This window comes from Amycolatopsis balhimycina FH 1894, from assembly GCF_000384295.1.
Taxonomy (GTDB): Bacteria; Actinomycetota; Actinomycetes; order Mycobacteriales; family Pseudonocardiaceae; genus Amycolatopsis; species Amycolatopsis balhimycina.
The window spans coordinates 5,446,374-5,470,854 of the sequence record NZ_KB913037.1; the positions used below are offsets into that span (position 1 = coordinate 5,446,374).

Genomic DNA, 24,481 nt, shown 5'->3' on the forward strand with positions numbered 1-24,481 from the left:
CGGTGGCCCTGTTCCGTCGTCCGGCTCGGCGCCTCCCCGTCGAGCCCGCGGCGGGACCTCGCGCCAGGGCCACCGCGACCGGCCGGTGACAACCGGGGCTTCGCCCCGGGCCGGGGGCTTCGCCACCCGGACCCCCGCAAGAAGTTGGTGAGGTGAAAACATGAAGCCATGAGCCCGGTCAGTCGCGCCCGCAAGAAGCCTCCGCAGCCCGTCACCCACAGCGTGACCGGCCTGTTCAAGGACGTCCTGAACGACTTCTCGACGCTGGGCGCGGACCCCTCGCCGGTCGACGTCGAGCTGCTCGCTTCCGAGGTGCTCGGCCAGTTCCGCGAGCTGCCCGTCGAGGACGGCGACGAGCCGCTGAGCCTCGAACTCATCGCCTTCGCGCAGCGCAAGATCACGCCCGGCGCCGCCGCGCTGCTGGCCGCGCTGAAGGTCGTCGCGGAGACCGACGTCGAACGCAAGGCCGCCGAAGCCGGCCTGCAGGTCGTCCTCGGCCGCGGCATCCCGGAGCCGTCCTGGGCGGACGGCCTGGGCCGGGCCACCGCCGGCGAGTGCCTGCGGACCGGTGACGTCTACGGCGACGAGTCGTCCCTGCTCTGCGTCTTCTCCCACGGCGACCAGGCGTACGGCCTGCTCGCGCTGCTCGACTTCACCGAGGGCGGCCGGGTGCGGGACCTCGTCGTGATCGACGGGGCGGCAGATGTCATAGCCGAGATGCGCGAGCAGGCCGACGCGGACCCGGAGCTGGTCGTCTTCGAGGCGGTCGACCCGGCCGAGGCGCACCGCCTGATCGCGGACGGCCTCGCCGCCACCGACCACCTCGACGAAGCCGACGTCAGCGAGGACTACGCGCGCTTCCACGCCGTCGCGCTCACCTGGTGCCGCGCGCTGCCGGAACCCGCGCTCGTGCCCGAGGTGGCCGAGTGGTCCGAGACCGAACGGGCCGCCGTTGTCGAGCAGTTCGTTGCGGCAGGCGCGGCGAGCGGCGAGGACGCCGATGCCGCCCGCGCGATCGGTGCCCTGCTGCTCGAACACGGCGTGCGCACCGACCCGGCGAACCCGCTGCGCGTCGGCCCGGAGAAGGTCGCGCGGTTCCTCGAGGGCCTGCTCGGCGAGGAGTACGAGCTCGACGCCGACCACGAGGACGCCGTCGAGCCGGTCGTGCTGGCCTGGGTGCAGTGGACGGCGGAGCGCGCCGGGCTGTCCGAGACCGCGGTCGACGCGCTCGACGAGGCCGTCGCCGACTACCTCAGCGAGTACACCGACGAAGACGACTCGCCGCTGGAGCGCTACTTCGGCGACGTCGGCGACCTGTCGCCGACCGAACTGGCCGACGCGCTGGAGCGCCGGATGTTCGCCGTGCCGTCGCTGACCACGGAAATCGACGAGGAAGAGGTCGACCTCGACCCGACCGACCCCGAGCAGCGCCGCGCGCTGGTCATCGCCGAGGCCGACGAGGACGAGGACGAGCAGCGGCTGATCCTGCGCGCGACGATCGTCGACCAGCTGTGGGACAACGAGCCCGCCGACGCCTGGCAGGCCGCCGAGCGCCTGCGGGAGGGCGAGCTGGACCGCGACGAGATCTTCGAGCAGCTGATCGACGCGCTGGAAAACAGCCTGCTGGACGCGGAAACGCTGGAATACGACGCCGACGCCTACGTCGAGGCACTGGCCGAGCTCTGACGCTTACGGGAGGGGGCCCGCCGGTTCGGCGGGCGAAGCCCCGCTTGTCACAGCCTTGCGACGGCGCTCCTGCAGCCGGTCGTCGAAGTCGACGACGAACGTTCCGGCGGCCATCGCGATCAGCAAGGCCAAACCGAGCACCGCACCGACCCACGTGAGGATCATCGTGAACATCGTGGGCCTCCTCCCCAGCTCAGAGCCGTTTTCCTGACTCCTTCAGGGTCGCTTTCGCACCCACTCACCGGTATCGGCCAACCGGTTACGCCTGAACGCCGCGCCTCGGCCGAACGGCCGGATTCCGGCGCGGAGAGTCGCGAGTCCTCGACGAATCGTGGTCGCGCGTTCGCTCAGCGTGGGAACGCGCGGCATGTGGGTGACAGACCGCGTGACCAGCCCAGCAGGTCAGAGCTTGCGCAGGCGGACCCGGTTGATGGCGTGGTCGCAGTCCTTGCGCAGCACCAGCGTCGCCCGCGGCCGGGTCGGCTTGATGTTCTCCATCAGGTTCGGCTCGTTGATCGAGCGCCACAGGTGCCGGGCTTCGGCGCGGGCCTCGTCGTCGGGCAGGCCGGCGAAGTGGTGGAAGTGCGACGCCGGATCCGCGAACGCCGTGTGCCGCAGCTCCAGGAACCGCTCGACGTACCAGCGCTGGATGTCGTCGGTGTGCGCGTCGACGTAGATCGAGAAGTCGAAGAGGTCGGACACCATCAGCCGCGGCCCCGGCTGGAGCACGTTCAGGCCCTCGACGATGAGGATGTCCGGCTGCTGCACCACCTGCTCCTGGCCGGGCAGGATGTCGTAGGCCAGGTGCGAGTACACCGGCGCGGCGACGCGCTCGGCGCCCGACTTGACCTCCGTGACGAACCGCAGCAGCGCGCGCCGGTCGTAGCTCTCCGGGAAGCCCTTGCGGTGCATGATCCCGCGTCGCATCAGCTCGGCGCGCGGGTACAGGAAGCCGTCGGTGGTGACCAGGTCGACGCGGGGGTGGTCCGGCCAGCGGGCGAGCAGGGTGCGCAGGATGCGGGCGGTGGTCGACTTGCCGACCGCGACGCTGCCGGCGATGCCGATCACGAACGGGACCTTCGTGCCGCGGGAGTCGTCGCCGAGGAACGTCGTCGTCGCTTCGTAGAGGCGCTGGCGCGCGGCGACCTGCAGGTTGATCAGGCGGGAGAGCGGCAGGTAGACGTCGGCGACCTCGGCCAGGTCGACCTGCTCGCCGAGACCGCGCAGCCGCAGCAGCTCGGCCGCGGTCAGCGGCAGCGGCGTCGAACTGCGTAGTTCTTTCCATTGTTCCCGGTGCAGCTCGACATACGGGCTGAGTTCGCGGACCCGGGTCATCGCACACTCCTCCGGCCGTCGCCTGCACTGGCGGACGATTCACCTGCGTGATTAACGGTAGGGCTTACGGCCGGTGAACGCGCTGTGATGTAGTCCACGCCAAATTCGCGGGAAATCACCGAGAGTGACGAAAAACCTCGTCCCAGGCCGCCGCGACCTGTCGCGCGCACGTCGCGGGTTCGACCCCGCCGATCCCGGTGCCCAGGCCCGGCATCGCAATCGTGTCGACGAACTCCCGCACCGGTCCCTGGTCGAGCCGTCCGTCGCGCCACTGCAGGAAGACCGCGCGGGCGGCGAGGTAGGGGTGCACGGTGCCGGCGGGCAGCACCTCACCGGGCTCGCGCATGGTCGGCGCGCTGATCAGCCACGCCGGCTGCACTTCGCCGGTCGGGACGAGCACGGCCTGGCCGATCGGCAGCTCCCCGCCGTGAAAGGCCAGGACCGCGCTGCGGACGCTCTGCTCGATACCCGGGAAGGCCCGCGCGTAGACGGCGTCGATGCCGCCGCGCATCCAGCCGTAGGAGTTGGCCGGGCTGACCACGGCCTGGGCGGCGATGTCGAGGACCGATCCGCGGTGCACGCGGACCCGGCCGGGCACCGACTCCGCGGCGGTCGTCCAGGCGGCGGCGAGGGGTTCATCGACGGCGCACAGCACCAGTTCCGGGGTGCGCGGGGAGAGCCCGGACGTCCCGGCGCCTTCACGACCGGTGTGTGTGCCCGAATCGGCGGTCACGCACCCAGCATCGCAAAAAACGCCACCCGGCGTAACCGGTTCGAGTACCGGCTGTCCGAGTGAAAGTCGCCACGATGCGGCCCCGTAGCCTGGGTGCTGTGTCACGGATCGCATACTTCGGCCCCCGAGGGACCTTCACCGAACAGGCCGCGCGGGTGCTCGCCCCCGGCGAAGAACTGCTTCCGGTCGAGACCGTCCGGCTGGCGATGACCGCCGTCCGCAAGGGCGAGGCGGACGCCGCGTGCGTCCCGATCGAAAACTCGGTCGAGGGCGTGGTGCCCGCCACGCTCGACGGGCTCAGCGAGTCGACCCCGCTGGTGGCCGTCGCCGAAGCGATCCTGCCGGTCCACTTCAGCGTGCTGACCCGGCGGGGCGGCGGGGAGATCCGGACCGTCGCCAGCCACCCGCACGCGCTCGCCCAGGTCCGCGACTGGCTCGAGGCGAACCTGCCGCACGCGCACCCGGTCGCGTCGTCGTCGACGTCGGCCGCCGCGGTCGGCGTGCTCGAAGGCGACTTCGACGCCGCGGTCTGCGCGCCGGTCGCGGTCGAGCACTATGACCTGGAGGTCCTGGCCACCGAGGTCGCCGACGTCTCCGACGCGGCGACGCGGTTCCTGCTGGTCCGCCGGCCGGGCGAGCTGCCGGCGCCGACCGGCGCCGACCGGACGTCCGTGGTCGCCGCGGCCGCGAACCGCACCGGCACGCTCGCCGAGCTGCTCACCGAGCTGGCCACCCGCGGGATCAACCTGACCCGGCTCGACGCCCGGCCGACGCGGAACAACTTCGGCGAGTACCGCTTCTTCATCGACTTCGAGGGGCACGTGGCCGAGCCGCGGGTCCTCGACGCGCTGACGGCGTTGCGCCGGCACTGCCGCAACCTGCGGTTCCTCGGTTCGCACCCGCGGGCCGACGGGACGCAGACCACGATCGAGCCCGGTTTCGGCAACGAGAACTTCGTCGACGCGGCCGGCTGGGCGGACGCGGTCCGCAAGGGGGACGTGGCGTGAGGCTGCTGCTCATCCGCCACGGGCAGACCGACGGGAACGTCCGTGGCGCGCTCGACACCGCCTTGCCCGGTCCGCCGCTGACCGACCTCGGCCGTCGGCAGGCCGACACCCTCGCGGCGCGGCTGGCGGAGGAGCCGGTGGTCGCGGTCTACGCGTCGCAGGCGACGCGTGCCCAGCAGACCGCGGCGCCGCTGGCGGCCCGGTTCTCGCTGGACGTGCAGGTCGTCGACGGGGTGCACGAGGTCGTCGCGGGTGATCTGGAGGGGGCGACCGACCACGCGTCGATCCGGACGTACATGGACACGGTCCGGCGCTGGACGCTCGGCGAGCTGACGGTGTCGCTGCCCGGCGGCGAGAGCGGCACGAGCGTGCGCACCCGGATGCTGGACGCGGTCGGCCGGCTGCGCGCCAAGCACGAGCAGGCCGACCCCGACGGCGTGATCGCCCTGGTCAGCCACGGTGGCGCGATCCGGCTGAGCGCCGAATGGCTGGCCCCGAACGTCCACGCGGACGTCGCCAACGCGGCGCTGATCCCGAACACCGGGCTCGTGGAGCTCCACGCTCGCCCGGACGGGCAGTGGCGCTGCCTCACCTGGGTCGACACCCCGCTCTGACCTCCCGCGAAAGTGTGATCTCGTCACGTTTAGAACACGTTTGGTGGGGAATTTACGAAGCTGACCAACCTGCCCGCGATCGGTACGTCTACCCATTAGCACCACACCAGGGAGGCGATTGTCATGGTTCGGACGAAGCTTTCACGGTTGTTCCCGGTCGTCGCGGCCTCGGCGGGCGTTCTCGCGCTTTCCGCCTGCGGCAGCGGGGGCACCGCGCCCGCGGCGAACAGCTCGGCGCCGTCATCCTCGGAGTCGCCGGCCGCCACCACGGTCACCACGGCCACGTCGAGCCCGAGCAGCTCACCGCCGGCCGCGCCGCCGGTCGCCCAGCCCGTGGACAACGGGCTCTGCAAGGCCGGAGACGTCCAGCTTTCGCTCGGTCAGGGTGACGCCGGTGCCGGCTCGGTCTACCGGCCGCTGCTCATCAAGAACGCCAGCGCCAAGCCCTGCGTCGTGCAGGGGTTCCCCGGGGTGTCCTACGTGGCAGGCGCGGACGGGCACCAGGTCGGCAAGGACGCCTTCCGCGAAGGCACCAAGGGCAACGCCGTCAAGCTGAACCCCGGCCAGACCGCGGCCGCCGACATCCAGTTCGTCAACGTGCAGAACTTCGACCCGGGCACCTGCCAGCCGACGCCGGTGAAGGGCCTGCGGATCTACCTGCCGCAGGAGACCGCGTCGAACTTCGTGGCGTCCGACGGCACGGGCTGCGCGAGCACGAAGATCCCGGGCAACCAGCTCGCGGTGAAGACGGTCCATCCCGCCTAAATGCGGGCGCAGATTTCCTTGGCCTTTACGAGGTGCCGCTGGCCGGAGACGTCGTTGAAGTGCAAGCTGAGCACCATCCGGCTGACACCGTCGATGTGGTCGGCCAGCTCCTGGTAGTTCGGGTTGACCTGGGCGGCGGCCGAGGACAGCTCGCGCGCCGCCATCATCCGGTGCAGCCGCTCCGACGTCAGGCTGGGTGTCAGCGACGGCTGCGCGTCGCGGCTCGTGTCGGGCAGCTCGCCGACGCGGTCGAGCGCCTGGCACGCCGCGACGGCGTCTTCGAGCGCTCCGGCGTGCACCCCGGACAGTCCCCAGAGCAGGCCGAGTACGCCGGTGCCCAGCACGAACCCGGCGACCGTGGCCACCACCAGCATCCGGCGTGACGGCGCCGGGGCCCTGGTCACGGCCTCGCCGGAGCCGGCCGGAGACTCGTCGAAGCCGGGACCGGTGTCGGTGCCCGTGGTGCTACGCATAGCCGCCTCCTCACCACCTGGGTGAGGAGCTATTTCAGCTCACAATCCCGGATCGTGGTGCCTCAGCGCCGCGGCTGAGTCCGATTTGTCACCGAGCGGGCACCGCCGCGGCCGCGGGGGATCCGCGCCGGTTCAGCCCCAGCCGAGCTCGTGGAGCCGGGCGTCGTCGATGCCGAAGTGGTGGCCCAGCTCGTGCACGACGGTGATCAGGACCTCCTCGACGACCTCGTCTTCGTCCTCGCACATGGCCAGGATCGGCTGCCGGTAGATCGAAATCCGGTCCGGCAGCACCCCGCCGTACGACGACGTCCGCTCGGTCAGCGCGATCCCGTGGTAGAGCCCGAGGATGTCCGGCGCCTCGTCGTTGAACTCCTCGACGAGCACGACGACGTTGTCCATCGCGCGCGCGAACTCGGGCGGCACCTCGTCCAGGGCTTCCGAGACCAGTTCCTCGAACCGCTCCCGGCTCATCTCGACGGGCATCAGCCGTTCTTCTTCGTCGACGGTGGAGTGGCGCTCGGCGAGGCCGGGCCGCCGCCCCCGTCCGAAGGCGGGCCGCCGTCCTGCGGCTGACCGCCGTCGGTGCCCGCCGGCGCGGCCTTGAGGCTGCCGGTCACCGCCTGCAGGCCGCTCTTGTCGGGCAGCGCCGCCGCCACCTTGCAGTTGACCTTGGCCGAGCCGACGTCCCAGCTTTCCTGCTCGCGCAGGTCCCAGGTCAGGATCAGGTGCTTCGCGTCGAGGTCGGCGCCGCCGGTGTAGTCCGAGGCCGCCTTGGTGCACTCGGTGTCGAGCCACTTCTTCTGGTCGTCCTGCGACGGGTAGCCCTCTTTGAAGTTCGACTTGAGGTCGAGGGTCGCGATGATCTCGTACGAGTGCGGTTTCGCGCAGTCGATCGGGTCGCCGACGCCCTTGCCGAGCAGCGCCAGGCAGGTGCCCGGCCCGAAGACCAGCGACTGGTCCTGGTCCTTCGCCGGCCCGGTCGTCGGCAGCAGCTTGCCGCCGGGGCCCGCCCACTGCAGGCCGCAGCGCAGCTGGCGGTCGCCGTCGTCCCACTGCGATGGCGTCGGGCGGAGCAGGTTCGTCGTGAGCTTCCCGTACGGGTCGAGCCGGTGCCCGAGGTACGGCTTCACGTCCGCGGTGCACTTCTGCTGCGCGATCTGCTGCCACTGGTCCAGCGCCGGCACCGGCGCGCCCTCGGGGAACTGGGCGCCGATGTCCACCAGCGTGGTCACCTCGAACAGGTGCGGCTGGGTGCAGGTGACCTTGCGCGCGTCGCTCGCGTCCGGGTTGTCCCAGGTCAGGCAGCTGCCGGGCGGCGAGTGGAACGCTTCTTGGGCGGCCGCCGACAGCCGGCCGGCGCCACCACCGGCCCCGCCGGTGATGCCGCCGCTCCAGGAGAACACGACGCTGAGCGCGAGCGCGATGAGCGCGCCCGCGAAGATCCCGCCCATCACGACGCGGGTGCGCAGGGTCTGCGTGGCGGCGGGGAACCGATCGGCGCTGGGAGACATCGCAGTCCATGATGCCCGCGCCGCGCATGACGTGCGCGGTCCGGGTGGTTAGGGTGGTCACGGTTTCGCGGTGGCCGGTGATTACGGAGCGCACATGACGCAGGACAACAACGCTGGGGACCAGCCGCCCCCCGAGCCGCCGAAGCGCGGTTCGATGAGGTTCCAGGACTCCAACACCCAACCCCGCGAGCCCTCGCTCGCCGAGCAGCGCGCGCGCCGGCAGGCGCTCGTCCAGGAGGAACGCGACGAGGAGCTGGCCCGCCAGGCCGACGCCAAGGCGGCCACGCGGCGCAAGATCCTGATCGGCAGCGGCGTCACGGTCGGGCTCGTCGGCCTGGTCGCGACGTACTACTCGGTCGCGAAGCCGACCGAAGTCACGGCGGTCTGCACCGACGCGAGCGGGGTCGTCCAGAACGACGACAACTGCGACGAGAACTACGTGACGACCCACGGCGGCCACGTCAGCGGCGGCTTCCTGTTCCTGCCGATCGTGGGCGGCGGGTTCAACAGCTACCGCTACAACTACGGCGGCAGCGGCACGATCGGGCAGCACGTCTCGGGTGGTTCCTACGATCCGCCGTCGTCGCGCAGCAACGTCAACACGAAGTCCGGCAAGTCCGTCCAGCGCGGCGGGTTCGGCATCAGCGGCAAGAGCAGCGGCACCGGGGGCACCGGCGGCAGCGGCAAGAGCGGGGGATCGTAGGTGTACCGGGACCGGCGTGAGCCGCGGCGTGACTGGCAGCGGACCGTCGAAGAGCAGGGACTCGTCTACGGCACGCCGGCCCGCGACAGCAGCGGCCGGGTGCGGCCGTACTGGGACGAGTCGGTGCACTACGTCTTCGACATGGACGAGGTCCTCTCGCTCGAGGCCGACGTCGAACTGCTCCACTCGATGTGCCTCGAAGCCGTCGACAACGTCGTGACGACCGAGGGCTACCAGCGGTTCGGCATCCCCGAGTGGGTCTGGCCGCACATCGCCGAGTCGTGGAAGCGGCAGGACCCGCACGTCTACGGCCGGTTCGACCTGCGCTACGACGGCAAGTCGCCGGCGAAGCTGCTGGAGTACAACGCGGACACGCCGACCACGCTGCTGGAGGCGTCGCTGCTGCAGTGGCACTGGAAGACCGACGTCTTCCCGGACGACGACCAGTGGAACTCGATCCACGAAAAGCTCGTCGAACGGTGGTCTTTCCTGCGGGACAAGCTGCCGTCCAACGAGCTGCACTTCACCTGGTCGGCGGCGGATCCGTCCGGCGAGGACAACGTCACCACGGCGTACCTGCAGGAGACCGCGGCCGAGGCCGGCCTCGACACGGTCGGGCTGGCGATCGAGGAGATCGGCTGGGACCCGGTGCTCAAGCGGTTCGTCGACCTCGAAGAGGCGCAGATGGCGACCGTGCTGAAGCTGTACCCGTGGGAATGGGTGGTCGACGAGGAGTTCGGCCGCAACGCCGTCGAGTCGCTGCCGCGGACGCTGTGGATCGAGCCGCTGTGGAAGATGATCCTCTCCAACAAGACGCTGCTGGCGATCCTGTGGGAGAACTACCCGGGCCACCCGAACCTGCTGCCCGCCTTCGCCGACGACCCTGGCCTGCTGACGGAGTACGTCCGCAAGCCGAAGCTGGGCCGCGAGGGCGCGAACGTGCAGATCGTCGCGACCGGGTACGAGACCCAGACCGACGGCGTCTACGGCGCCGAAGGGTTCGTCTACCAGGCGTTCGACCCGCTGCCCGAGTTCGACGGCTACCGGCCGGCGCTCGGCGCGTGGATCGTCGGCGACAGCGCGGCGGGGCTGGGCATCCGCGAGACCGGCGGCCTGGTCACCGACGACGGTGCCGCTTTCGTCCCCCATCGCATCCCCGAAGCGTGATACAACACCTGCGCTGATCAGCTCTTTCCACCTGGGAGAAACTCGTGACCTCGACCCTTGCGCTGTCCGACACGTTCGGCTCCGACCTCGTACGGGGGATCGGCGCGATCCTGCTGTACGGCGTCGTCGGACTGCTGCTGATGTTCGCCGGGTTCTACGCGATCGACTGGACCACGCCCGGCAAGCTGTCGAAGCTGGTGCACGCGGGCCTGCCGAACGCGGTGATCGTGACCGCGTCCGGGATGCTCTCGATGGCGTTCATCGTCGTCGTGGCGATCTTCAACTCGGCGAGCGACCTCACCGAGGGCCTGATCACGTCGCTCGTCTACGGCCTGATCGGGATCGTCGTCCAGGTCGTCGCGGTGCGGCTGCTGGAGTGGGCGACCCGCATCGACGTCGCCTCGACCATCGAGAGCGAGGAATTCGCGCCGGTGAGCGTCGTCGTCGCGGCGGCGCACCTCGGCCTGGGCCTCGTGGTGGCGGTCGGCATTTCCTGAGCGTGGCCCCGCTCATCCGTTCGCACTAGCGTGGGTTCCGTGCGCCTGCTGAGGACACCGGACGACCGGTTCACGGACCTGCCCGACTTCCCCTTCGAGCCTCGGTACGCCGAACTCGCCGACCCCCACGGCGGCGTGATCAGAGTGGGATACGTGGAGGCCGGGCCGTCCGACGGGCCACCGGTGCTCCTGCTGCACGGCGAACCCAGCTGGTCGTTCCTGTACCGGAAGATGCTGCCGGTGCTGGCCTCGGCGGGGCTGCGCGCGATCGCGCCGGACCTGGTCGGCTTCGGCCGGTCGGACAAGCCGGGCGACCTGGCGGACCACACCTACGCCCGGCACGTCGAATGGATGCGCGGCTTCGCGTTCGACGCCTTGGACCTGCGGGACGTGACGCTGGTCGGCCAGGACTGGGGCGGCCTGATCGGGCTGCGCATGGTCGCCGCGGAGCCGTCCCGGTTCTCGCGCGTGGTCGCGGCGAACACGGGCCTGCCGACCGGCGACGTCGACATGCCCGCGGCGTGGCACGCGTTCCGTGAGGCGGTGAAGAAGGCGCCGGTGCTGGACATCGGACGGTTCGTCCAGTCGGGCTGCGCCTCTTCGCTGTCGGACGCCGAGCGCGCCGCGTACGACGCGCCGTTCCCGAACGAGATGTACAAAGCCGGCCCGCGGTCGATGCCTTCGCTGGTGCCGTACCGGCCGGACGACCCGGCGTCGTCGGCCAACCGAGCCGCGTGGAAGACGTTGACCGAGCTGGACCTGCCGTTCCTGGTGGCGTTCTCCGACAGCGACCCGATCACGGGCGGAATGGCGCCGGTGCTGAAGCGCGCGATGCGCGGGGCGCAGGGACTGGAGCACCCGGTGATCGCGGGAGCCGGCCACTTCCTGCAGGAGGACGCGGGCGAGGAGCTGGCCGAGCACGTGGCGCGGTTCGTGCGGGGCTGAGCTGCCCCCGTTTTCCACGCTGGCGGAGGGCACCGACAGTTTTGCCCGCCAAAGCCGTGAATGGCACATTGAGGGACTCTAAGTCCCTCAATGTGCCATTCACGGCTTTTCGCAGTTCAGGACTGTCGGTACCCCTCGCCAGCGTGGAATCGGGGGCTGCTCAGGACAAAGCCGCGTGCGTCGCCGTCAGGGAGTCCACCAGGATGTCCAGGCCCTCCTGGGCTTCGTCCGCGGTGAGCGTCATCGGCGGGCCCAGGCGCAGCACGTTGCCGTGCAACCCGCCCTTGCCGATCAGCAGCCCGCGCTTCTTCGTCTCCTCCAGCATCCGCGCCGCCGCCGCGACATTCGGCGTGGTTGTCCCCGGCTTGATCAGCTCCACCCCGATCATCAGCCCCTTGCCGCGCACCTCGGCGACCAGCGGGCAGTCGAAAGCACGCAGTCCCGACAGCAGTTGCGCGCCCCGGGCCGCGCAGTTCGCCTGCAGGTCGTGGTCCTTGATGTAGTCCAGCACCGCCGTCGCGCCCGCCATCGACACCGGGTTGCCGCCGAACGTCGAGAACGACTGCGCCTGGAAACAGTCCAGCACGTCTCCGCGCGCCACGACGCCACCGACCGCGAGGCCGTTGCCCAGGCCCTTCGCGAACGTCATCATGTCCGGCGTCACGCCGTGGGCCTCGATGCCCCAGAAGTGCTCGCCCGTGCGGCCCCAGCCGGTCTGGACCTCGTCCGAGATGAACAGCACCCCGTACTCGTCGAGCACCTCCTTCATGGCCCGGAACAGGCCGTCCGGCGGGAGGCTGAACCCGCCGACGCCCTGGATCGGCTCGGCGATCAGGCACGCCACGTCGCCCGCGGTGGCCGTGGCCAGCACGTCGACCAGGTCCGCGACACAGGCGTCGATGTAGTCCGCGTCCGACATGTCCCGGAACGGGCTGCGATACCGGTAGCCACCGTGGACGTAGCTGACCTTGACCGGGCTCAGTGCCGACGCCGACCAGCCGCGGTTGCCGGTGATCGCGACCGTCCCGAACGAACGGCCGTGGTAGGAGTTCCGCATCGCCAGCACCTGGTTGCTGCGCCGGAACTGCGTCGCGAGCATCAGCGCCGTGTCGTTGGCTTCGCTGCCGGAGTTCGTGAAGAACACCTTCGCGTCCGGGATGCCGGACAGCTTCGCGATCCGCTCCGCCAGCTCGACCTGCGACCGGATCAGGTACAGCGTCGAGGTGTGCAGGATGCCCGTGTCGAGCTGCTTGCGGACCGCGTCGCCGATCTCGGCGACGTCGTAGCCCATCGAGTTGGTCAGCACCCCAGCGAAGAAGTCCAGGTAGGTGCGGCCCTGCGCGTCCGTCATCCGGCGGTCGTGCGCGTGCACGATCTCGATCGGCTCTTCGTAGAGCAAGGACATCCAGCTCGGCATCACGGCGCGGTGGCGGGCCAGCAGCTCGTCGGTCATTCGGACGCCTCCTCTGCGAGTCTCCAAGGAGTATGGGGATGCCGTGAACAGCGCTTCAACGATCAGACTGTCGGGATAACCCGGTAGGGCCGCACAGTCTGTACGGACTACCCTCTGTCCTCGTGATTGACCCCAGGACTCTGCGCGATGACCCGGAAGCCGTGCGCGCGTCGCAGCGCGCCCGTGGCGAGGACGAAGGAGTGGTCGACAAACTGCTCTCCCTCGACACCCGGCGCCGGTCTTCGATCGCGGCCGCCGACAAGCTGCGCAACGAGCAGAAGCTGCTGGGCAAGCAGATCCCGAAGGCGCCGCCCGAGGAGAAGCAGCGGCTGCTGGCCACGGCCAAGGAGCTCGCCGCGCAGGTCAAGGCCGCCGAAGTCGAGCAGAACACCGCGTCGGAGGAGTTCGACCAGCTCTTCCGCACCTTGCCGAACCTCGTCCACCCGGACGCGCCGGTCGGCGGCGAAGACGACTTCACCGTGCTCAAGCACGTCGGCGAGCCGACGAAGCTCGGCTTCACCCCGAAGGACCACCTCGAGCTGCTCGAAGCGCTCGGCGGCGTCGACATGGAACGCGGCGCGAAAGTGTCGGGCTCGCGGTTCTACTTCCTCACCGGCGTCGGCGCGCAGCTGCAGCTCGGCCTGCTCAACATGGCCATCGCGCAGGCGCTCGAAAACGGCTTCACGCCGATGATCACGCCGTCGCTGGTTCGCCCCGAGATCATGGCCGGCACCGGCTTCCTCGGCCAGCACTCGAGCGAGATCTACCACCTCGAGGACGACGACCTCTACCTCGTCGGCACGTCGGAGGTGCCGCTCGCCGGCTTCCACGCCGACGAGATCCTCGACCTGAAGGACGGGCCGAACCGCTACGCGGGCTGGTCGTCCTGCTACCGCCGCGAGGCAGGCTCGTACGGCAAGGACACCCGCGGCATCATCCGCGTCCACCAGTTCGACAAGGTGGAGATGTTCGTCTACACCAAGCCGGACGACGCCGAGGCCGAGCACGAGCGGCTGCTCGGCTGGGAAGAGCAGATGCTGGCGAAGATCGAGGTGCCCTACCGGGTGATCGACACCGCGACCGGCGACCTCGGCACGTCCGCGCACCGCAAGTTCGACTGCGAGGCGTGGATCCCGACGCAGGAGACCTACCGCGAGCTGACCTCGACGTCGAACTGCACGACGTTCCAGGCCCGCCGCCTCTCGGTCCGCTACCGCGACGAGAACGGCAAGCCCCAGATCGCCGCGACGCTCAACGGCACCCTGGCCACCACCCGGTGGATCGTCGCGATCGTCGAGAACCACCAGCAGGAGGACGGGTCCGTCCGCGTGCCCGAGGCGCTGCGCCCGTTCGTCGGTGGCAAGGAAGTCCTCACCCCTCGCTGAATCCGGTGGATCCGCGGTGCTGCTCCGTTCGTCCCAGTAGTGTCCGGGCCGAACGGGAGGACCCATGCGGATCAAGTGGCAGGTCGTGGCGGTCACCACGGCCATGATCGTGGTGACCGGCTGCACGGTCACCGTCGGCGGTTCGGCGTCGCCGGTGCCGGGCCAGGGCCCGGTGGCCAAGGCCGCCGACGTCTGCTCGCTGCTGAGCCGGGACCAGGTCGACGCCCTCGGCTACCAGAACCCCGGTCGCGCGGTGAAGGAGAACAAGCAGCGGCTCCAGCCGCCGATGTGCCTCTGGAGCTCGAAGGACGACGCCGACCCGTCGGCCGTGCTCGACGTCGGCCTGGCGACGGACATGAACTTCGACGAGTACCTCTCCGGGGCCGTGGCGAAGTCCTCGCCGCAGCGGATCGGCGGGTTCAGCTGGACGCAGTACGGGTCGATCCTGCCCGACGACTGCACGTACTACACCGTGTTGGGGACCAAGTCCTTCGCGTACGTCGGCGTCTCGGCGGGCAAGCTCGAGAAGTCGTGCGAGCTGGCGAAGGCCGTGATCCCGCAGGCCGCGGCGAACCTGCCCGGCGGCACGCCCGCGCCGCCGATCACCCCCTCCCGGACGGCGAACCCGGAGCCGGGCGGGCCGCTGCTGTCGGCCGACCCGTGCACGATGCTGAAGCCCGACCAGGTGGCGCAGCTCAAGGGCATCTCGCCCGAAGGCAAGAAAGACAGCTCGTCCACGGTCCCGAACGCGACCTTCTGCCTGTGGGACGACACCGACGGCGACGACGGCCAGAAGGCGTTCGAGGTCTGGCTCGGGCCGAGCACGCCGGCCGGGGAATGGCCGGGCGCGAAGGGTGTCCCGCCGACCGAAACCGTCGACGTCGGCGGCAAGAAGTGGGGCGTGTTCCCGAACATGGGCGGCCTGCGGGTCACCTGCGGCGCGACCCTGGCGATCACCGAGACGTCGTCGGTGCAGGTGGTCAGCGGGTTCATCGGCGACGACACCAAGACCTGTGACCTCGTGAAGCAGGGTCTGCCGCTGGTGACCGCGAACCTGCCGGGTTAGTCCTTCGACACCTGGTCGGCGATGTGACGCGCGATCTCGAGCGCGCTCGTCGCGGCCGGCGACGGCGCGTTCAGGACGTGCACCTGGTCGCGGGCGGTTTCGATGAGGAAGTCGTCGACGAGCGAGCCGTCGCGGCGCATCGCCTGGGCCCGCACGCCGGAGCCGTGGCGGACGATGTCGGCTTCGGTGACGGCCGGGACGAGCCGGGCGAGGCTCGCGGCGAAGCGCTTCTTCGAGAACGACCGGCGGACCTCGTCGAGCCCGGTCGGGAACGCGTACTTGCGCGCGAGCCGCCAGATCCCGGGGAAGGCCGCGACCTCGGCGACGTCCTTCGCGGAGAAGTCGGCCCAGCGGTAGCCCTCGCGGCGCAGCGCGAGCACGGCGTTCGGGCCGGCGTGGACACTGCCGTCGAGCATGCGTGTGAGGTGCACGCCGAGGAACGGCAGCGTCGGGTCCGGCACCGGGTAGATCAGGCCCTTGACCAGGTGCCGCCGGTCCGGCTTGAGCTCGTAGTACTCCCCGCGGAACGGCACGATCCGCGCGGACGGCGTCAGCCCGGCCAGCCGCGCGACGCGGTCGGAGTGCAGGCCGGCGCAGTTGACGAGCCCGTCGGCGACGACGACGTCGCTGCCGGTGGCGACCTCGACGCCGCCGTTGCTCCCGGCGCGGATGGCCACCGCGGGACTGTTCAGCCGGAGGTCGACGCCGGCCTCGTCGAGCAGCCGGACGAGCGCTTCGCAGACACCGGGGAAGTCGATGATTCCGGTCGACTCGACCCGCAGCGCGGCGACGCAGGCCACCTCGGGCTCGTACTCACGAGCTTCGGCGGGGGAGATCTTCTTCGCCGGGACGCCGTTGGCCTCGGCCCGTTCGGCGAGGATCTCGAGGGCGGGGATCTCCTTCTCGTCGGTGGCGACGACGAGCTTCCCGCACACCTCGACGGGCACGCCGTACTGGCGCGCGAAGTCCACGATGGACCGGTTCCCGGCGACCGACATCCGCGCCTTGAAGGAGCCCGGCTTGTAGTAGAGCCCGGCGTGGACGACGTTCGAGTTGTGCCCGGTCTGGTGCGCCGCCCAGCGGGACTCCTTTTCCAGCACGGTGACGTCCAGCCCGCGCCTGGTCAGCTCCCAGGCCACGGCCAGACCGACGATCCCGCCCCCGACGACTACGACGTTGCGCACGATCGACCAGGCTACGCGAGCGGGGAAGGGGAAGGATCAGCGGCTGAGCCGGTCAGCTCCGCCAGACCGGCCGTGGTCAGCGCTTTCTGGGCACTCATCCCCAAGCCGGCGCCGTAGGCGCGCTCGAACCCGGCCGCCCCCAGCGACTCGCGCACCCGGGCCCGCACCGCCGAGGTGTCCAGGTCGCCGGCGATCGGCGTCCCGCGCATCCCCGCCGCCGCGCCCAGCAGCACCGCCGCCTGCGCCGGCTGGGCCGCGGCTCCCGCCATGCCCTCCAACGCGGACGCCACGACGTCACTCGCGTGCCAGTGCCGGCCCAGCACCAACGCGTCTTGGTGCCACGTGGCCGCTTCGGAAGCCCGGCCCTCCGCGAGCGCGAGCCAGCCCAGCGAGATCATCGCCGCCGCCCGGACCGTCTCCGCCGAGAACGAGCCGCCCGTGCACTCCGTCAACGCGCGCTCGCACCACTCCCGCGCCGTCGCCGGATCGCCTTCGTAGCGGGACAGGTTCGCCAGCCCGATGTACGCCGACGCGCGCGATTCGGGCATTCCGGTGCGACGGGCCATCGCCGCCGCCAGTTCGTAGTCCCGGCGGGCACCGCCGAAGTCGCCGGACAGCAGCCGCGTCCAGGCGCGGCGGACGATGAGATCCGCGGCGTCGTCCGTCGCGCCGATCTCGTGCATCAGGCCCAGTGCCTCGTTCATCAGCGGCAGGGCGGCGTCGTGCTCGCCACGCCAGGTCAGCAGCTGCGACAGGTGGTCGAGCGCCATCGACAGGCCCCACCGCTCGCCCAGCGCCCGGAACTGCGCGGCCCCTTCGCGCAACCCTTCCTCGGCCGCGGCCAGGTCGCCCGTCATCATCCCCCGCAGGCCCATCCCCGTCGGCAGCAGCGCCCAGGTCCACGGGTCGCCTTGGGCCAGCAGCGCTTCGCCGCGGCCGAGCAGCTGCTCGTCGTCATCCGGCGGACCGGCGACCACGCCCAGCAGCATCACCAGGATCGGGTTCCGGGGCGCCCAGTCCACGCTCGTCGCGTACCGGTGGACCATCGGCAGGTACTGCTCCAGTGACTCGTCCGGATGTCCCGACAGCGCACCGAGAACGCACACCAGGAACTCCTCGACGTACTCCTCGCGCAGGTCCGGCGGGCACCGCGAGACGACCGCCTGCGACAGCCCGGCGCCCTCGAACCGCCGCCCGCGCATCCACCAGTACATCGCCAGCGACGGCACGAGCCGCAGGGCGAGCACGACGTCGTGCTCGGTCGCCCAGCGCAGGGCGGCCAGGAGGTTGTCGTACTCGGCGTCGATCCGCGCCAGCCACTCCAGCTGGGCCGCGGTCCGCAGCATCGGGTCCGCTTCTTCGGCGAAGCGCAGGAAGTACTCGGCGTGCACGCGGTGGAACGTCGTGGTCTCGCCCGCTTCGGCGAGCTTCTCCGCGCCGAACGCGCGGATCGTCTCCAGCATCCGGAACCGCCCGCCGACGGCCTCCACCAGCGACTTGTCGGCCAGTTCGAGCAGCAGGCCGTCGTCGGCCCCGCACACTTCGGCGGCGGACGCGGCGGTCGCGCCGCCGGAAAACACCGTGAGCCGCCGGGCCAGCTCGCGCTCGTCGTCGCCGAGGAGGTCCCAGCTCCATTCGACGACGCCGCGCAGCGAGCGGTGCCGCGCCTGCGCCGTCCGGCTGCCGCGGGCGAGGAGCCGGAAGCGGTCGTCGAGCCGGGTGGCGATCTCGCCGAGCGCCAGGGTCCGGACGCGCGCCGCGGCCAGCTCCAGGGCCAGCGGCAGGCCGTCGAGGGCCGCGCAGATGTGCTGGACGTCGCCGATCGTCGATTCGTCGACCGCGAACGTGGGGTCACTCGCGGCCGCGCGATCGGCGAAGAGCCGGATCGCCGGGAACTCACGGGCCCGCGCGGCGGGCGTCCCGGGCGGCGGGACGGCCAGCCGCGGCACCGGCGCCAGCTGCTCGCCGGTGATGCCGAGCGGCTCGCGGCTGGTCGCGAGCACTCGCAGGCCCGGGCACGCGGCGAGCAGCCGCGCGGCCAGCCGGGCCGCGACGTCGACGACGTGCTCGCAGTTGTCGAGCACCAGCAGCGTCGAGCGGTCGCGCAACGCCGACAGCAGCCGCTCGACGGGATCCTGGGCGCCACCGCGGGCCGCGGCCAGTGCGGCAGTTGGCGCGTCACGCAGGCCGAGCGCGCTCAGCACCGCGCGGACGACGTCGGCGCTCTCGTGCGGCGCGAGCTCGACGAACGCCACTGTCCCGGCTTCGGCCGCGGCGATCTCGATGGCCAGCCGGGTCTTGCCGGTGCCGCCCGGCCCGGTCAGCGTCACGAGCCGGGTGCGCGCCAGCAGTTCCGCCCCCTGCCGCAGCTCGTCGCCGCGGCCGACGAAGCTGGTCAGCTGCGCGGGCAGCGCCGGGATCACCGGCTGTTCGGTTTCGCCGCGAAGCACCGCGAGGTGGGCTTCGGCGAGTTCCGGGCCGGGGTCGGCGCCGAGCTCGTCGGCCAGGGTGCGGCGGGCGTCTTCGAACGCGGCGAGCGCGCCGGCCGGCCGGCCCGCGGCCGCCAGCGCCCGCACCAGCTGGGCACGCGGCCGTTCGCGCAACGGCTGCGCGGCGACGGATTCCCGTAGCCCGGCGAGGACGTCTTCGGCCTGCCCCAGCGCGAGCCGGGCCTCGACGTGGTCGTCGGCCGCGTCCGCCCGCAGCTCCTCGAGCCGGGTGGCCTGGCCCGCGGCGAACGGCGCGTCCGCCAGGTCGCTGAACGCCGTCCCGCGCCACAACGCCAGCGCCTCGCCGAGCACTCCCGCGGCTCGCGCGTGCTCGCCGTTCTTCAGCAACGCCCGGCCTTCGCGCGCAAGACGTTCGAACGCGAGAACGTCCACTTCGTCCGGTTCGACGGCGAGCCGGTACCCGGCTGCGGTGAACTCGACCGGCGCCAGTTCCTTCAACGCCGTCCGCAGGCGCGAGACCTGGGACTGGAGCGCGTTCGCCGCGCCGTCCGGCGGGTGCTCGCCGTACATGCCGTCGATCAGCCGTTCGGCGGGCACGAACCGCCCGGCCTCCAGGGCGAGCAACGCCAGCAGCGTCCGCGACCGCGGGCCGCCGATCGCGACCTGGGCGCCGTCCGCGCCCCACGCGGCGACGGCCCCCAGCACCCCGAATCGCATGGGCCCAGCGTAGGACGTCCTTCGGCGCGTGGTGGGCGCCATTCGAAAGTCGACTTCGGCGTGGGCCTGTGAATCACCTGAGCGTGCGTCTATACACTTCGCCGGGTCCCCACGCAATGGGAGAGGTATGTCGTCCGAGAGCATTGCCCTAGGTCAACCCACCGTGGGCGAAGAGGAGCTCGCCGCTGTCGCCGAGGTCTTCCGGTCCGGGTGGCTGGCCGGTGCCGGACCGGCGTGCCGTCGCTTCGAGGAGCGGTTCGCCAAGGTCACCGGCACGGCGCACGCGTTGACGACCGCGAACTGCGGCTCCGCGCTCTTCCTCGGGCTCAAGGTCCTCGGCGTGCGGCCGGGTGACGAGGTGATCGTCGGCGACTACACCTTCCCGGCGACCGGCCACGCCGTCGTGCAGGCCGGCGCGACGCCGGTGTTCGCCGACATCCGCCCGGACGTCTTCAGTGCCGACCCGGCGCACGTCGAAGCCCTGGTCACGCCCCGGACGGTCGGGATACTCGCGGTCGACGTCGCGGGCCAGCCCGGCGACTTCGACGAGTACCGCGCGATCGCCGGCAAGCACGGGCTCTGGCTCTTCGAGGACGCCGCGTGCGCCGCGGGCGCGACGTACAAGACGCGCCCGGCCGGCAGCCTCGCCGACCTCGCCGCGTTCTCCTTCCACGGCCGCAAGGGCATCACCGCCGGCGAGGGCGGCGCGCTCGTCTCCGACCGCGAAGACCTCATCGCGCACGCCCGCAAGCTGCACACCTACGGCATCGAGCCGGCGATCAGCCGCGAAGGCTCGAACACCCTGCCCATCCCGGAGTTCCACGAGCTCGGCTACAACTTCCGGATGTCGGACGTCCAGGCCGCGATCATGAACGTCCAGCTCGACCGGCTGCCGGACCTCCTCGCGGCCCGCCGTTCGGTCGCGAAGCGCTACCACGAGGCTTTCGCGGATGTCGGCGCGCTGACCGTCCCGGTCGAACTGCCCGACCGGGAGCACCCCTGGCAGGCCTACCTCCTCACGGTCGCCCCGGAAATCAGCCGCGACACGCTGGCGCTGCGGATCCGCGAACAGGGCGTCCAGTGCAACTTCGGCACCTACGCCTCGCACCTGCAGCCGATCTACGGGCCTCAGGCCCCGCTGCCCGTTTCGGCGGACGCGTTCGCGCGTCAGCTCGCCGTCCCGATGCACGCCAACCTGACCGACGCCGAGGTCACCCGCGTCGCCGAGGTCGTGCGCGAAGCCGTGCAGTCCCTGTCCTGAAGCCACCGACCGAGGAGAAATTGGTGTCCGACAAGAAGGTGCTCTTCACCGGGGGCGGTGGCTTCATCGCCGCGCACGTCATCCCGCTTCTGCTCGAGAGTGGCTACACCGTCCGGATCTTCGACAACATGACCCGCGGCGACCGCGGCCGGGTGAACGAATTCGTGGCCACCGGCAAGGTGGAGCTCGTCGAGAAGGACGTCCGGTACGGCGGCGCGGTGCGCGAGGCGATGCGCGGCTGCACGCACGTCGTCCACTTCGCGACGGTGTCGATCAACAAGTCGATCGCCGACCCGCACGAGTCGATCGACATCAACATGGTCGGCAACCACAACGTGTTCGCCGCGGCGGCGGACGAGGGCGTCGAGCGGCTGGTGTTCGCTTCGACGGCGTCGGTCTACGGCGACCCGAAGCGGCTGCCGATGCACGAGGACGACGAGCTGCGCCCGCTCACGCCGTACTGCATCTCGAAGCGCGCGGGCGAGGACATGCTCGGCTTCTACGAGCGCCAGAAGGGCCTGTCCTGGAACGCGCTGCGGTTCTTCAACGTGTACGGCCCCGGTCAGAAGATCGAGGCCTACTACACGTCGGTGATCAACCACTTCATCCAGCGCCTGCGCGCCGGCCAGCCGCCGATCATCGACGGCCGCGGCGACCAGTCGATGGACTTCGTGCACGTCACCGACCTCGCGCGGGCCGTCGTGGCGGCCCTGGAGTCGGAGAAGGCGAACGTGCCGATCAACATCGGCACCGGCATCGACACGTCGATCGCGGCGCTGGCCAAGATCCTCATCGAGGCCGTCGGCGTCGACGTCGAGCCGCTGTTCAACGAGCGTGACGTGCTGGTCTCGCGGCGCGCCGCCGACATCAGCCGCGCCCGTGACGTGCTGGGCTGGGAGCCGCTGATCACCGTCGAAGACGGGATGCGGGACCTGGTCAAGGAAACGGAATGAACGCCACCGCGGGGCCCGCCCGAGGACGTGCGATGCGCATCGCGGTGGTGAACAACTTCTTCCCGCCGCGGGTCGGCGGCAGCGCGCACATGGCGGCGTCGCTGGCGGCGCAGTTCGCCGAGGCCGGGCACGAGGTGCTGGCGATCACCGCCGCCTACGACGAGGCCCCGGCGGAGGAAGAGCGCGACGGCTACCGTGTCGTGCGCCTCCCGGCGGTCAAGATGCCGCAGATCGGCCTGTCGATCGACTTCGACATGAGCTTCGCGTCGCTGCGGCCGGGGAACTGGCGGCGGCTGTGGAAGCTGCTGGACGAGTTCAAGCCGGACGCGATCCACCTGCACGGCCAGTTCTTCGACCTGTCGTGGCTGGCCGGGATCTGGGCGCGGCGGCACGGCGTGCCGGCGCTGCTGACCATCCACACCCTGCTGATCAGCGACAACAAGCTGTACGGTGGGGTGTTCCGGCTACTCGACGCGGTGCTCGTGCGGCCGATCCTGGCGTACCTGCGGCCGCGGTACGTCCTCCTCGACAAGCTCGGCGTCGACTACTGCGTGGAGCGCTACGGCACCAGCGACGCGAACTCGGAGTACTTCCCGATCGCCGTCGACACCGGCCACTTCGCGAAGCCGGTGACGAAGGACGTCCGCGCCGAGCACGGGATCGGCGACGGGCCGCTGATCGTCTCCCTCGGGCACGTGATCCCGCTGCGCAACCGGCTGCCGCTGATCGAGGCCCTGCCGTCCATTTTGGACAAACACCCGGGGGTCCGGGTGGTCGTGGTCGGCCGCGTCTACCACGACGCGTTCCTGAAGCGGGCCGCCGAGCTGGGTGTCTCGGACGCGCTGGTCGTCACCGGCCCGGTGCCGAAGGAGGACGTCCCGGCGTACTTCGCGGCGGCGGACATCGTCACGCACGACCTCAACGGCGGTTGCGGCACGGCGTCGCTGGAGGCGATGCTGTCCGGCACGGCGACGATCGCGTCGGTGACCGAGGACAACTACCCCGGCATCGAGCTGCGCAACGGCGAAAACGTGCTGCTGGTCCGCCCGGACGACTCGGAAGCCGTGGCGCGCACGGTGATCGAGCTGCTCGACGACCCGCGGAAGCGGGCGCTGATCGCGCAGCGCGAGAGCGAGATGGTGCGGTCGAACTTCGGCCTCGACGTCGTCGCGGAAGAGCATTTGAGGACCTTCGAGAAGCTGGTGTCGGAAGCCGATGTTCTTCGATGACGAGCGCAGCCACCGGCTGCGCCCGCAGATCCTGACCGAGCTCGTCTCGCAGTACATGAACGACGCCGAGCGGGCGGCGTTCTACGGGCTGCCGTCGACGTGCCGGGTGCGCGAGCGCGTGAAGATCGTCAGCCCCGAGAACCTGAAGATGGGCGAGCACTGCTGGATCGGCGAGGGCGCGGCGCTCGACGCGAGCGGTGGCCTGGAGATCGGCGAGCACACGAGCATCGGGCTGAACACGCTGATCTTCACGCACTCCAGCTGGCTCGCGAACATGACGCTGCAGAACCACTCGGGCAGCGACCTGATCGAGCGCAAGCCGGTGAAGATCGGCAAGGGCTGTTTCATCGGCGGCCTGGTGGTGATCATGGCGGGCGTGACGATCGGCGACTTCGCGACGGTGCAGCCGAACTCGGTGGTGGCGAAGGACGTCCCGCCGCGGACGCTCGTGGCGGGTAACCCGGCCCGCGTGTTCCAGCGGTACGACGAGGAGTACATCCAGTCCGAAGTGGACCGGGTCCGCGCGGAGAACGCCCGTCGCCGGGCGATCGCGGAGGAACGCGGCCAGGCTCCCGGCTGGGGCGCGCCGTCCGGGGATTTCTCGGAGTAGTCGCGGCTCGCTGTTCGGCCTTTGTGACAGTTTGCGCTGGTAGAGCCCCATTGGGCGACTACTCAGAGCAGTGGCAATACGGCAGACTGCGTGAGAAGATGACGTCCAGTGACCGAAGACAGGAGAAGGCGGATGAGTGTCATGGAATGGCCTCACCATCTGCTGTCCCTCGACGACTGGATGGAACTCCCGGCAACACGGGAGTTCCATGTCGAAGTGGTCGAAGGGGTCCTTCTCGTGTCACCGCGCCCGTTGTCTCTCCATCAACGTGCCGTCGCGCGGCTGACGTATTGGCTCGACGAGCAGATCCCGGGCGAGTTCACTGCACTGCACGAGACCGAGATGGTGGTCGCCGAGGTGCCGCTCACCGTCCGGGTGCCCGATGTGATGGTGGTACCGACCGCCCTCGTGGAGACGAATCCGGCCCGGTTGGCTGTCGGTGAGGTGCGACTGGCCGTCGAAGTCCTGTCCGAGGGGAGCAAGCGGACCGATCGGGTCATGAAGTTCTCCGAGTACGCCGAGGCCGGTATCGAGCATTACTGGATCGTCGACCTCGACTCGCCGGTCAGCATGACCACCTACCGGCTCATCGACGAGGACTACGAGAACTTCGGCGAGTTCTCCGGGCTCGCCGAACTCGAATTCGCCGGCGCTCGTCTCACCATCGACCTGAACGCCCTCACCACCCGGCACGCTCAGCAGCCATAGCGCTCTCCGACGTGGATGACGGCGGCGCC

General features: G+C 70.7%; 24 protein-coding genes. 15 read left to right on the forward strand and 9 right to left on the reverse strand.

Annotation, left to right across the window (positions count from 1 at the left end; all coding sequences use genetic code 11):
* Positions 1–168: 168 nt before the first annotated feature.
* A complete protein-coding gene (locus A3CE_RS0124470) occupies positions 169–1,686 on the forward strand; it encodes a hypothetical protein (protein ID WP_020642751.1) in 1,518 nt (505 codons plus the stop codon).
* A 3-nt stretch (positions 1,687–1,689) separates the two neighbouring features.
* Here the strand turns inward: A3CE_RS0124470 and A3CE_RS57455 are convergent, their stop codons facing one another.
* From A3CE_RS57455 to A3CE_RS0124485, 3 genes are all read right to left on the reverse strand, one after another.
* Positions 1,690–1,860, reverse strand: coding sequence for a hypothetical protein (locus tag A3CE_RS57455; protein ID WP_020642752.1), 171 nt, complete (start codon positions 1,858–1,860; stop codon positions 1,690–1,692).
* Positions 1,861–2,088: 228 nt separating this feature from the next.
* The gene (gene coaA, locus A3CE_RS0124480; RefSeq protein WP_020642753.1) at positions 2,089–3,021 is read right to left on the reverse strand and encodes a type I pantothenate kinase; all 933 of its coding nucleotides are present in this window, start codon (positions 3,019–3,021) and stop codon (positions 2,089–2,091) included.
* Positions 3,022–3,136: 115 nt separating this feature from the next.
* Positions 3,137–3,754: a macro domain-containing protein gene (locus A3CE_RS0124485; protein ID WP_020642754.1), complete on the reverse strand. Its 618-nt coding sequence runs from the start codon at positions 3,752–3,754 to the stop codon at positions 3,137–3,139.
* Positions 3,755–3,852: 98 nt separating this feature from the next.
* On the opposite strand from A3CE_RS0124485, the gene pheA reads away from it, so the two are divergent.
* The 3 genes from pheA to A3CE_RS0124500 all read left to right on the forward strand — a co-directional run bounded on the left by pheA (position 3,853) and on the right by A3CE_RS0124500 (position 6,140).
* Positions 3,853–4,761, forward strand: coding sequence for a prephenate dehydratase (gene pheA / locus A3CE_RS0124490; protein ID WP_020642755.1), 909 nt, complete (start codon positions 3,853–3,855; stop codon positions 4,759–4,761).
* A complete protein-coding gene (locus tag A3CE_RS0124495) occupies positions 4,758–5,375 on the forward strand; it encodes a histidine phosphatase family protein (RefSeq protein WP_020642756.1) in 618 nt (205 codons plus the stop codon). The genes pheA and A3CE_RS0124495 overlap by 4 nt, the downstream gene beginning before the upstream one ends.
* A 123-nt stretch (positions 5,376–5,498) precedes the next feature.
* The gene (locus tag A3CE_RS0124500; RefSeq protein ID WP_043791042.1) at positions 5,499–6,140 is read left to right on the forward strand and encodes a DUF4232 domain-containing protein; all 642 of its coding nucleotides are present in this window, start codon (positions 5,499–5,501) and stop codon (positions 6,138–6,140) included.
* Here the strand turns inward: A3CE_RS0124500 and A3CE_RS0124505 are convergent.
* The 3 genes from A3CE_RS0124505 to A3CE_RS0124515 form a co-directional block, all read right to left on the reverse strand.
* Complete coding sequence (locus A3CE_RS0124505) at positions 6,137–6,613, reverse strand: hypothetical protein (protein WP_020642759.1); 477 nt, start codon at positions 6,611–6,613, stop codon at positions 6,137–6,139. The genes A3CE_RS0124500 and A3CE_RS0124505 overlap by 4 nt on opposite strands.
* Positions 6,614–6,745: 132 nt before the next feature.
* Entirely contained in the window at positions 6,746–7,096 is a 351-nt protein-coding gene (locus A3CE_RS0124510) for a metallopeptidase family protein (RefSeq protein WP_020642760.1), read from the reverse strand.
* The gene (locus A3CE_RS0124515; protein WP_020642761.1) at positions 7,096–8,124 is read right to left on the reverse strand and encodes a septum formation family protein; all 1,029 of its coding nucleotides are present in this window, start codon (positions 8,122–8,124) and stop codon (positions 7,096–7,098) included. Before A3CE_RS0124515 ends, A3CE_RS0124510 begins: the two co-directional genes overlap by 1 nt.
* A 94-nt stretch (positions 8,125–8,218) precedes the next feature.
* Between A3CE_RS0124515 and A3CE_RS0124520 the strand changes: the two genes are divergently transcribed.
* From A3CE_RS0124520 to A3CE_RS0124535, 4 genes are read left to right on the forward strand one after another with little or no spacing between them, the layout of a single operon-like run.
* Positions 8,219–8,827 (forward strand): hypothetical protein, encoded by a 609-nt coding sequence (locus A3CE_RS0124520; protein ID WP_020642762.1) that lies wholly within the window; start codon positions 8,219–8,221, stop codon positions 8,825–8,827.
* The gene (locus A3CE_RS0124525) at positions 8,828–9,994 is read left to right on the forward strand and encodes a glutathionylspermidine synthase family protein (protein ID WP_020642763.1); all 1,167 of its coding nucleotides are present in this window, start codon (positions 8,828–8,830) and stop codon (positions 9,992–9,994) included.
* 44 nt (positions 9,995–10,038) lie between these two features.
* A complete protein-coding gene (locus A3CE_RS0124530) occupies positions 10,039–10,491 on the forward strand; it encodes a DUF350 domain-containing protein (RefSeq protein WP_020642764.1) in 453 nt (150 codons plus the stop codon).
* 39 nt (positions 10,492–10,530) lie between these two features.
* The gene (locus tag A3CE_RS0124535) at positions 10,531–11,436 is read left to right on the forward strand and encodes a haloalkane dehalogenase (protein ID WP_185839852.1); all 906 of its coding nucleotides are present in this window, start codon (positions 10,531–10,533) and stop codon (positions 11,434–11,436) included.
* Positions 11,437–11,596: 160 nt separating this feature from the next.
* On the opposite strand, the gene A3CE_RS0124540 is transcribed toward A3CE_RS0124535, so the two are convergent.
* Positions 11,597–12,889 carry an aspartate aminotransferase family protein gene (locus A3CE_RS0124540; protein ID WP_020642766.1) on the reverse strand — a complete coding sequence of 431 codons (1,293 nt, stop codon included), beginning with the start codon at positions 12,887–12,889 and terminating at the stop codon, positions 11,597–11,599.
* A gap of 122 nt (positions 12,890–13,011) precedes the next feature.
* Here A3CE_RS0124540 and serS point away from each other — a divergent pair, with 122 nt between their 5' ends.
* Both serS and A3CE_RS0124550 read left to right on the forward strand, forming a co-directional pair.
* Positions 13,012–14,274: a serine--tRNA ligase gene (serS, locus tag A3CE_RS0124545; protein ID WP_084641767.1), complete on the forward strand. Its 1,263-nt coding sequence runs from the start codon at positions 13,012–13,014 to the stop codon at positions 14,272–14,274.
* 64 nt (positions 14,275–14,338) lie between these two features.
* A complete protein-coding gene (locus A3CE_RS0124550) occupies positions 14,339–15,340 on the forward strand; it encodes a DUF3558 family protein (RefSeq protein WP_020642768.1) in 1,002 nt (333 codons plus the stop codon).
* Here the strand turns inward: A3CE_RS0124550 and lhgO are convergent.
* Entirely contained in the window at positions 15,337–16,524 is a 1,188-nt protein-coding gene (gene lhgO / locus A3CE_RS0124555) for an L-2-hydroxyglutarate oxidase (protein WP_020642769.1), read from the reverse strand. The two genes, A3CE_RS0124550 and lhgO, sit on opposite strands and share 4 nt — an antisense overlap.
* Before the next feature lie 11 nt (positions 16,525–16,535).
* The gene (locus tag A3CE_RS0124560; protein WP_020642770.1) at positions 16,536–19,691 is read right to left on the reverse strand and encodes an AfsR/SARP family transcriptional regulator; all 3,156 of its coding nucleotides are present in this window, start codon (positions 19,689–19,691) and stop codon (positions 16,536–16,538) included.
* 127 nt (positions 19,692–19,818) lie between these two features.
* Here A3CE_RS0124560 and A3CE_RS0124565 point away from each other — a divergent pair, with 127 nt between their 5' ends.
* The 5 genes from A3CE_RS0124565 (at position 19,819) to A3CE_RS0124585 (ending at position 24,452) form a co-directional block, all read left to right on the forward strand.
* Entirely contained in the window at positions 19,819–20,952 is a 1,134-nt protein-coding gene (locus tag A3CE_RS0124565) for a DegT/DnrJ/EryC1/StrS family aminotransferase (RefSeq protein ID WP_051183787.1), read from the forward strand.
* 23 nt (positions 20,953–20,975) lie between these two features.
* Positions 20,976–21,905, forward strand: coding sequence for an NAD-dependent epimerase/dehydratase family protein (locus tag A3CE_RS0124570; RefSeq protein ID WP_020642772.1), 930 nt, complete (start codon positions 20,976–20,978; stop codon positions 21,903–21,905).
* A gap of 32 nt (positions 21,906–21,937) precedes the next feature.
* Positions 21,938–23,134, forward strand: a complete 1,197-nt coding sequence (locus A3CE_RS0124575) for a glycosyltransferase family 4 protein (protein WP_020642773.1) — start codon at positions 21,938–21,940, stop codon at positions 23,132–23,134.
* Positions 23,121–23,744: an acyltransferase gene (locus A3CE_RS0124580; protein ID WP_020642774.1), complete on the forward strand. Its 624-nt coding sequence runs from the start codon at positions 23,121–23,123 to the stop codon at positions 23,742–23,744. Before A3CE_RS0124575 ends, A3CE_RS0124580 begins: the two co-directional genes overlap by 14 nt.
* A 108-nt stretch (positions 23,745–23,852) precedes the next feature.
* Positions 23,853–24,452 carry a Uma2 family endonuclease gene (locus tag A3CE_RS0124585; protein ID WP_245589583.1) on the forward strand — a complete coding sequence of 200 codons (600 nt, stop codon included), beginning with the start codon at positions 23,853–23,855 and terminating at the stop codon, positions 24,450–24,452.
* The last annotated feature ends 29 nt before the right edge of the window (positions 24,453–24,481 follow it).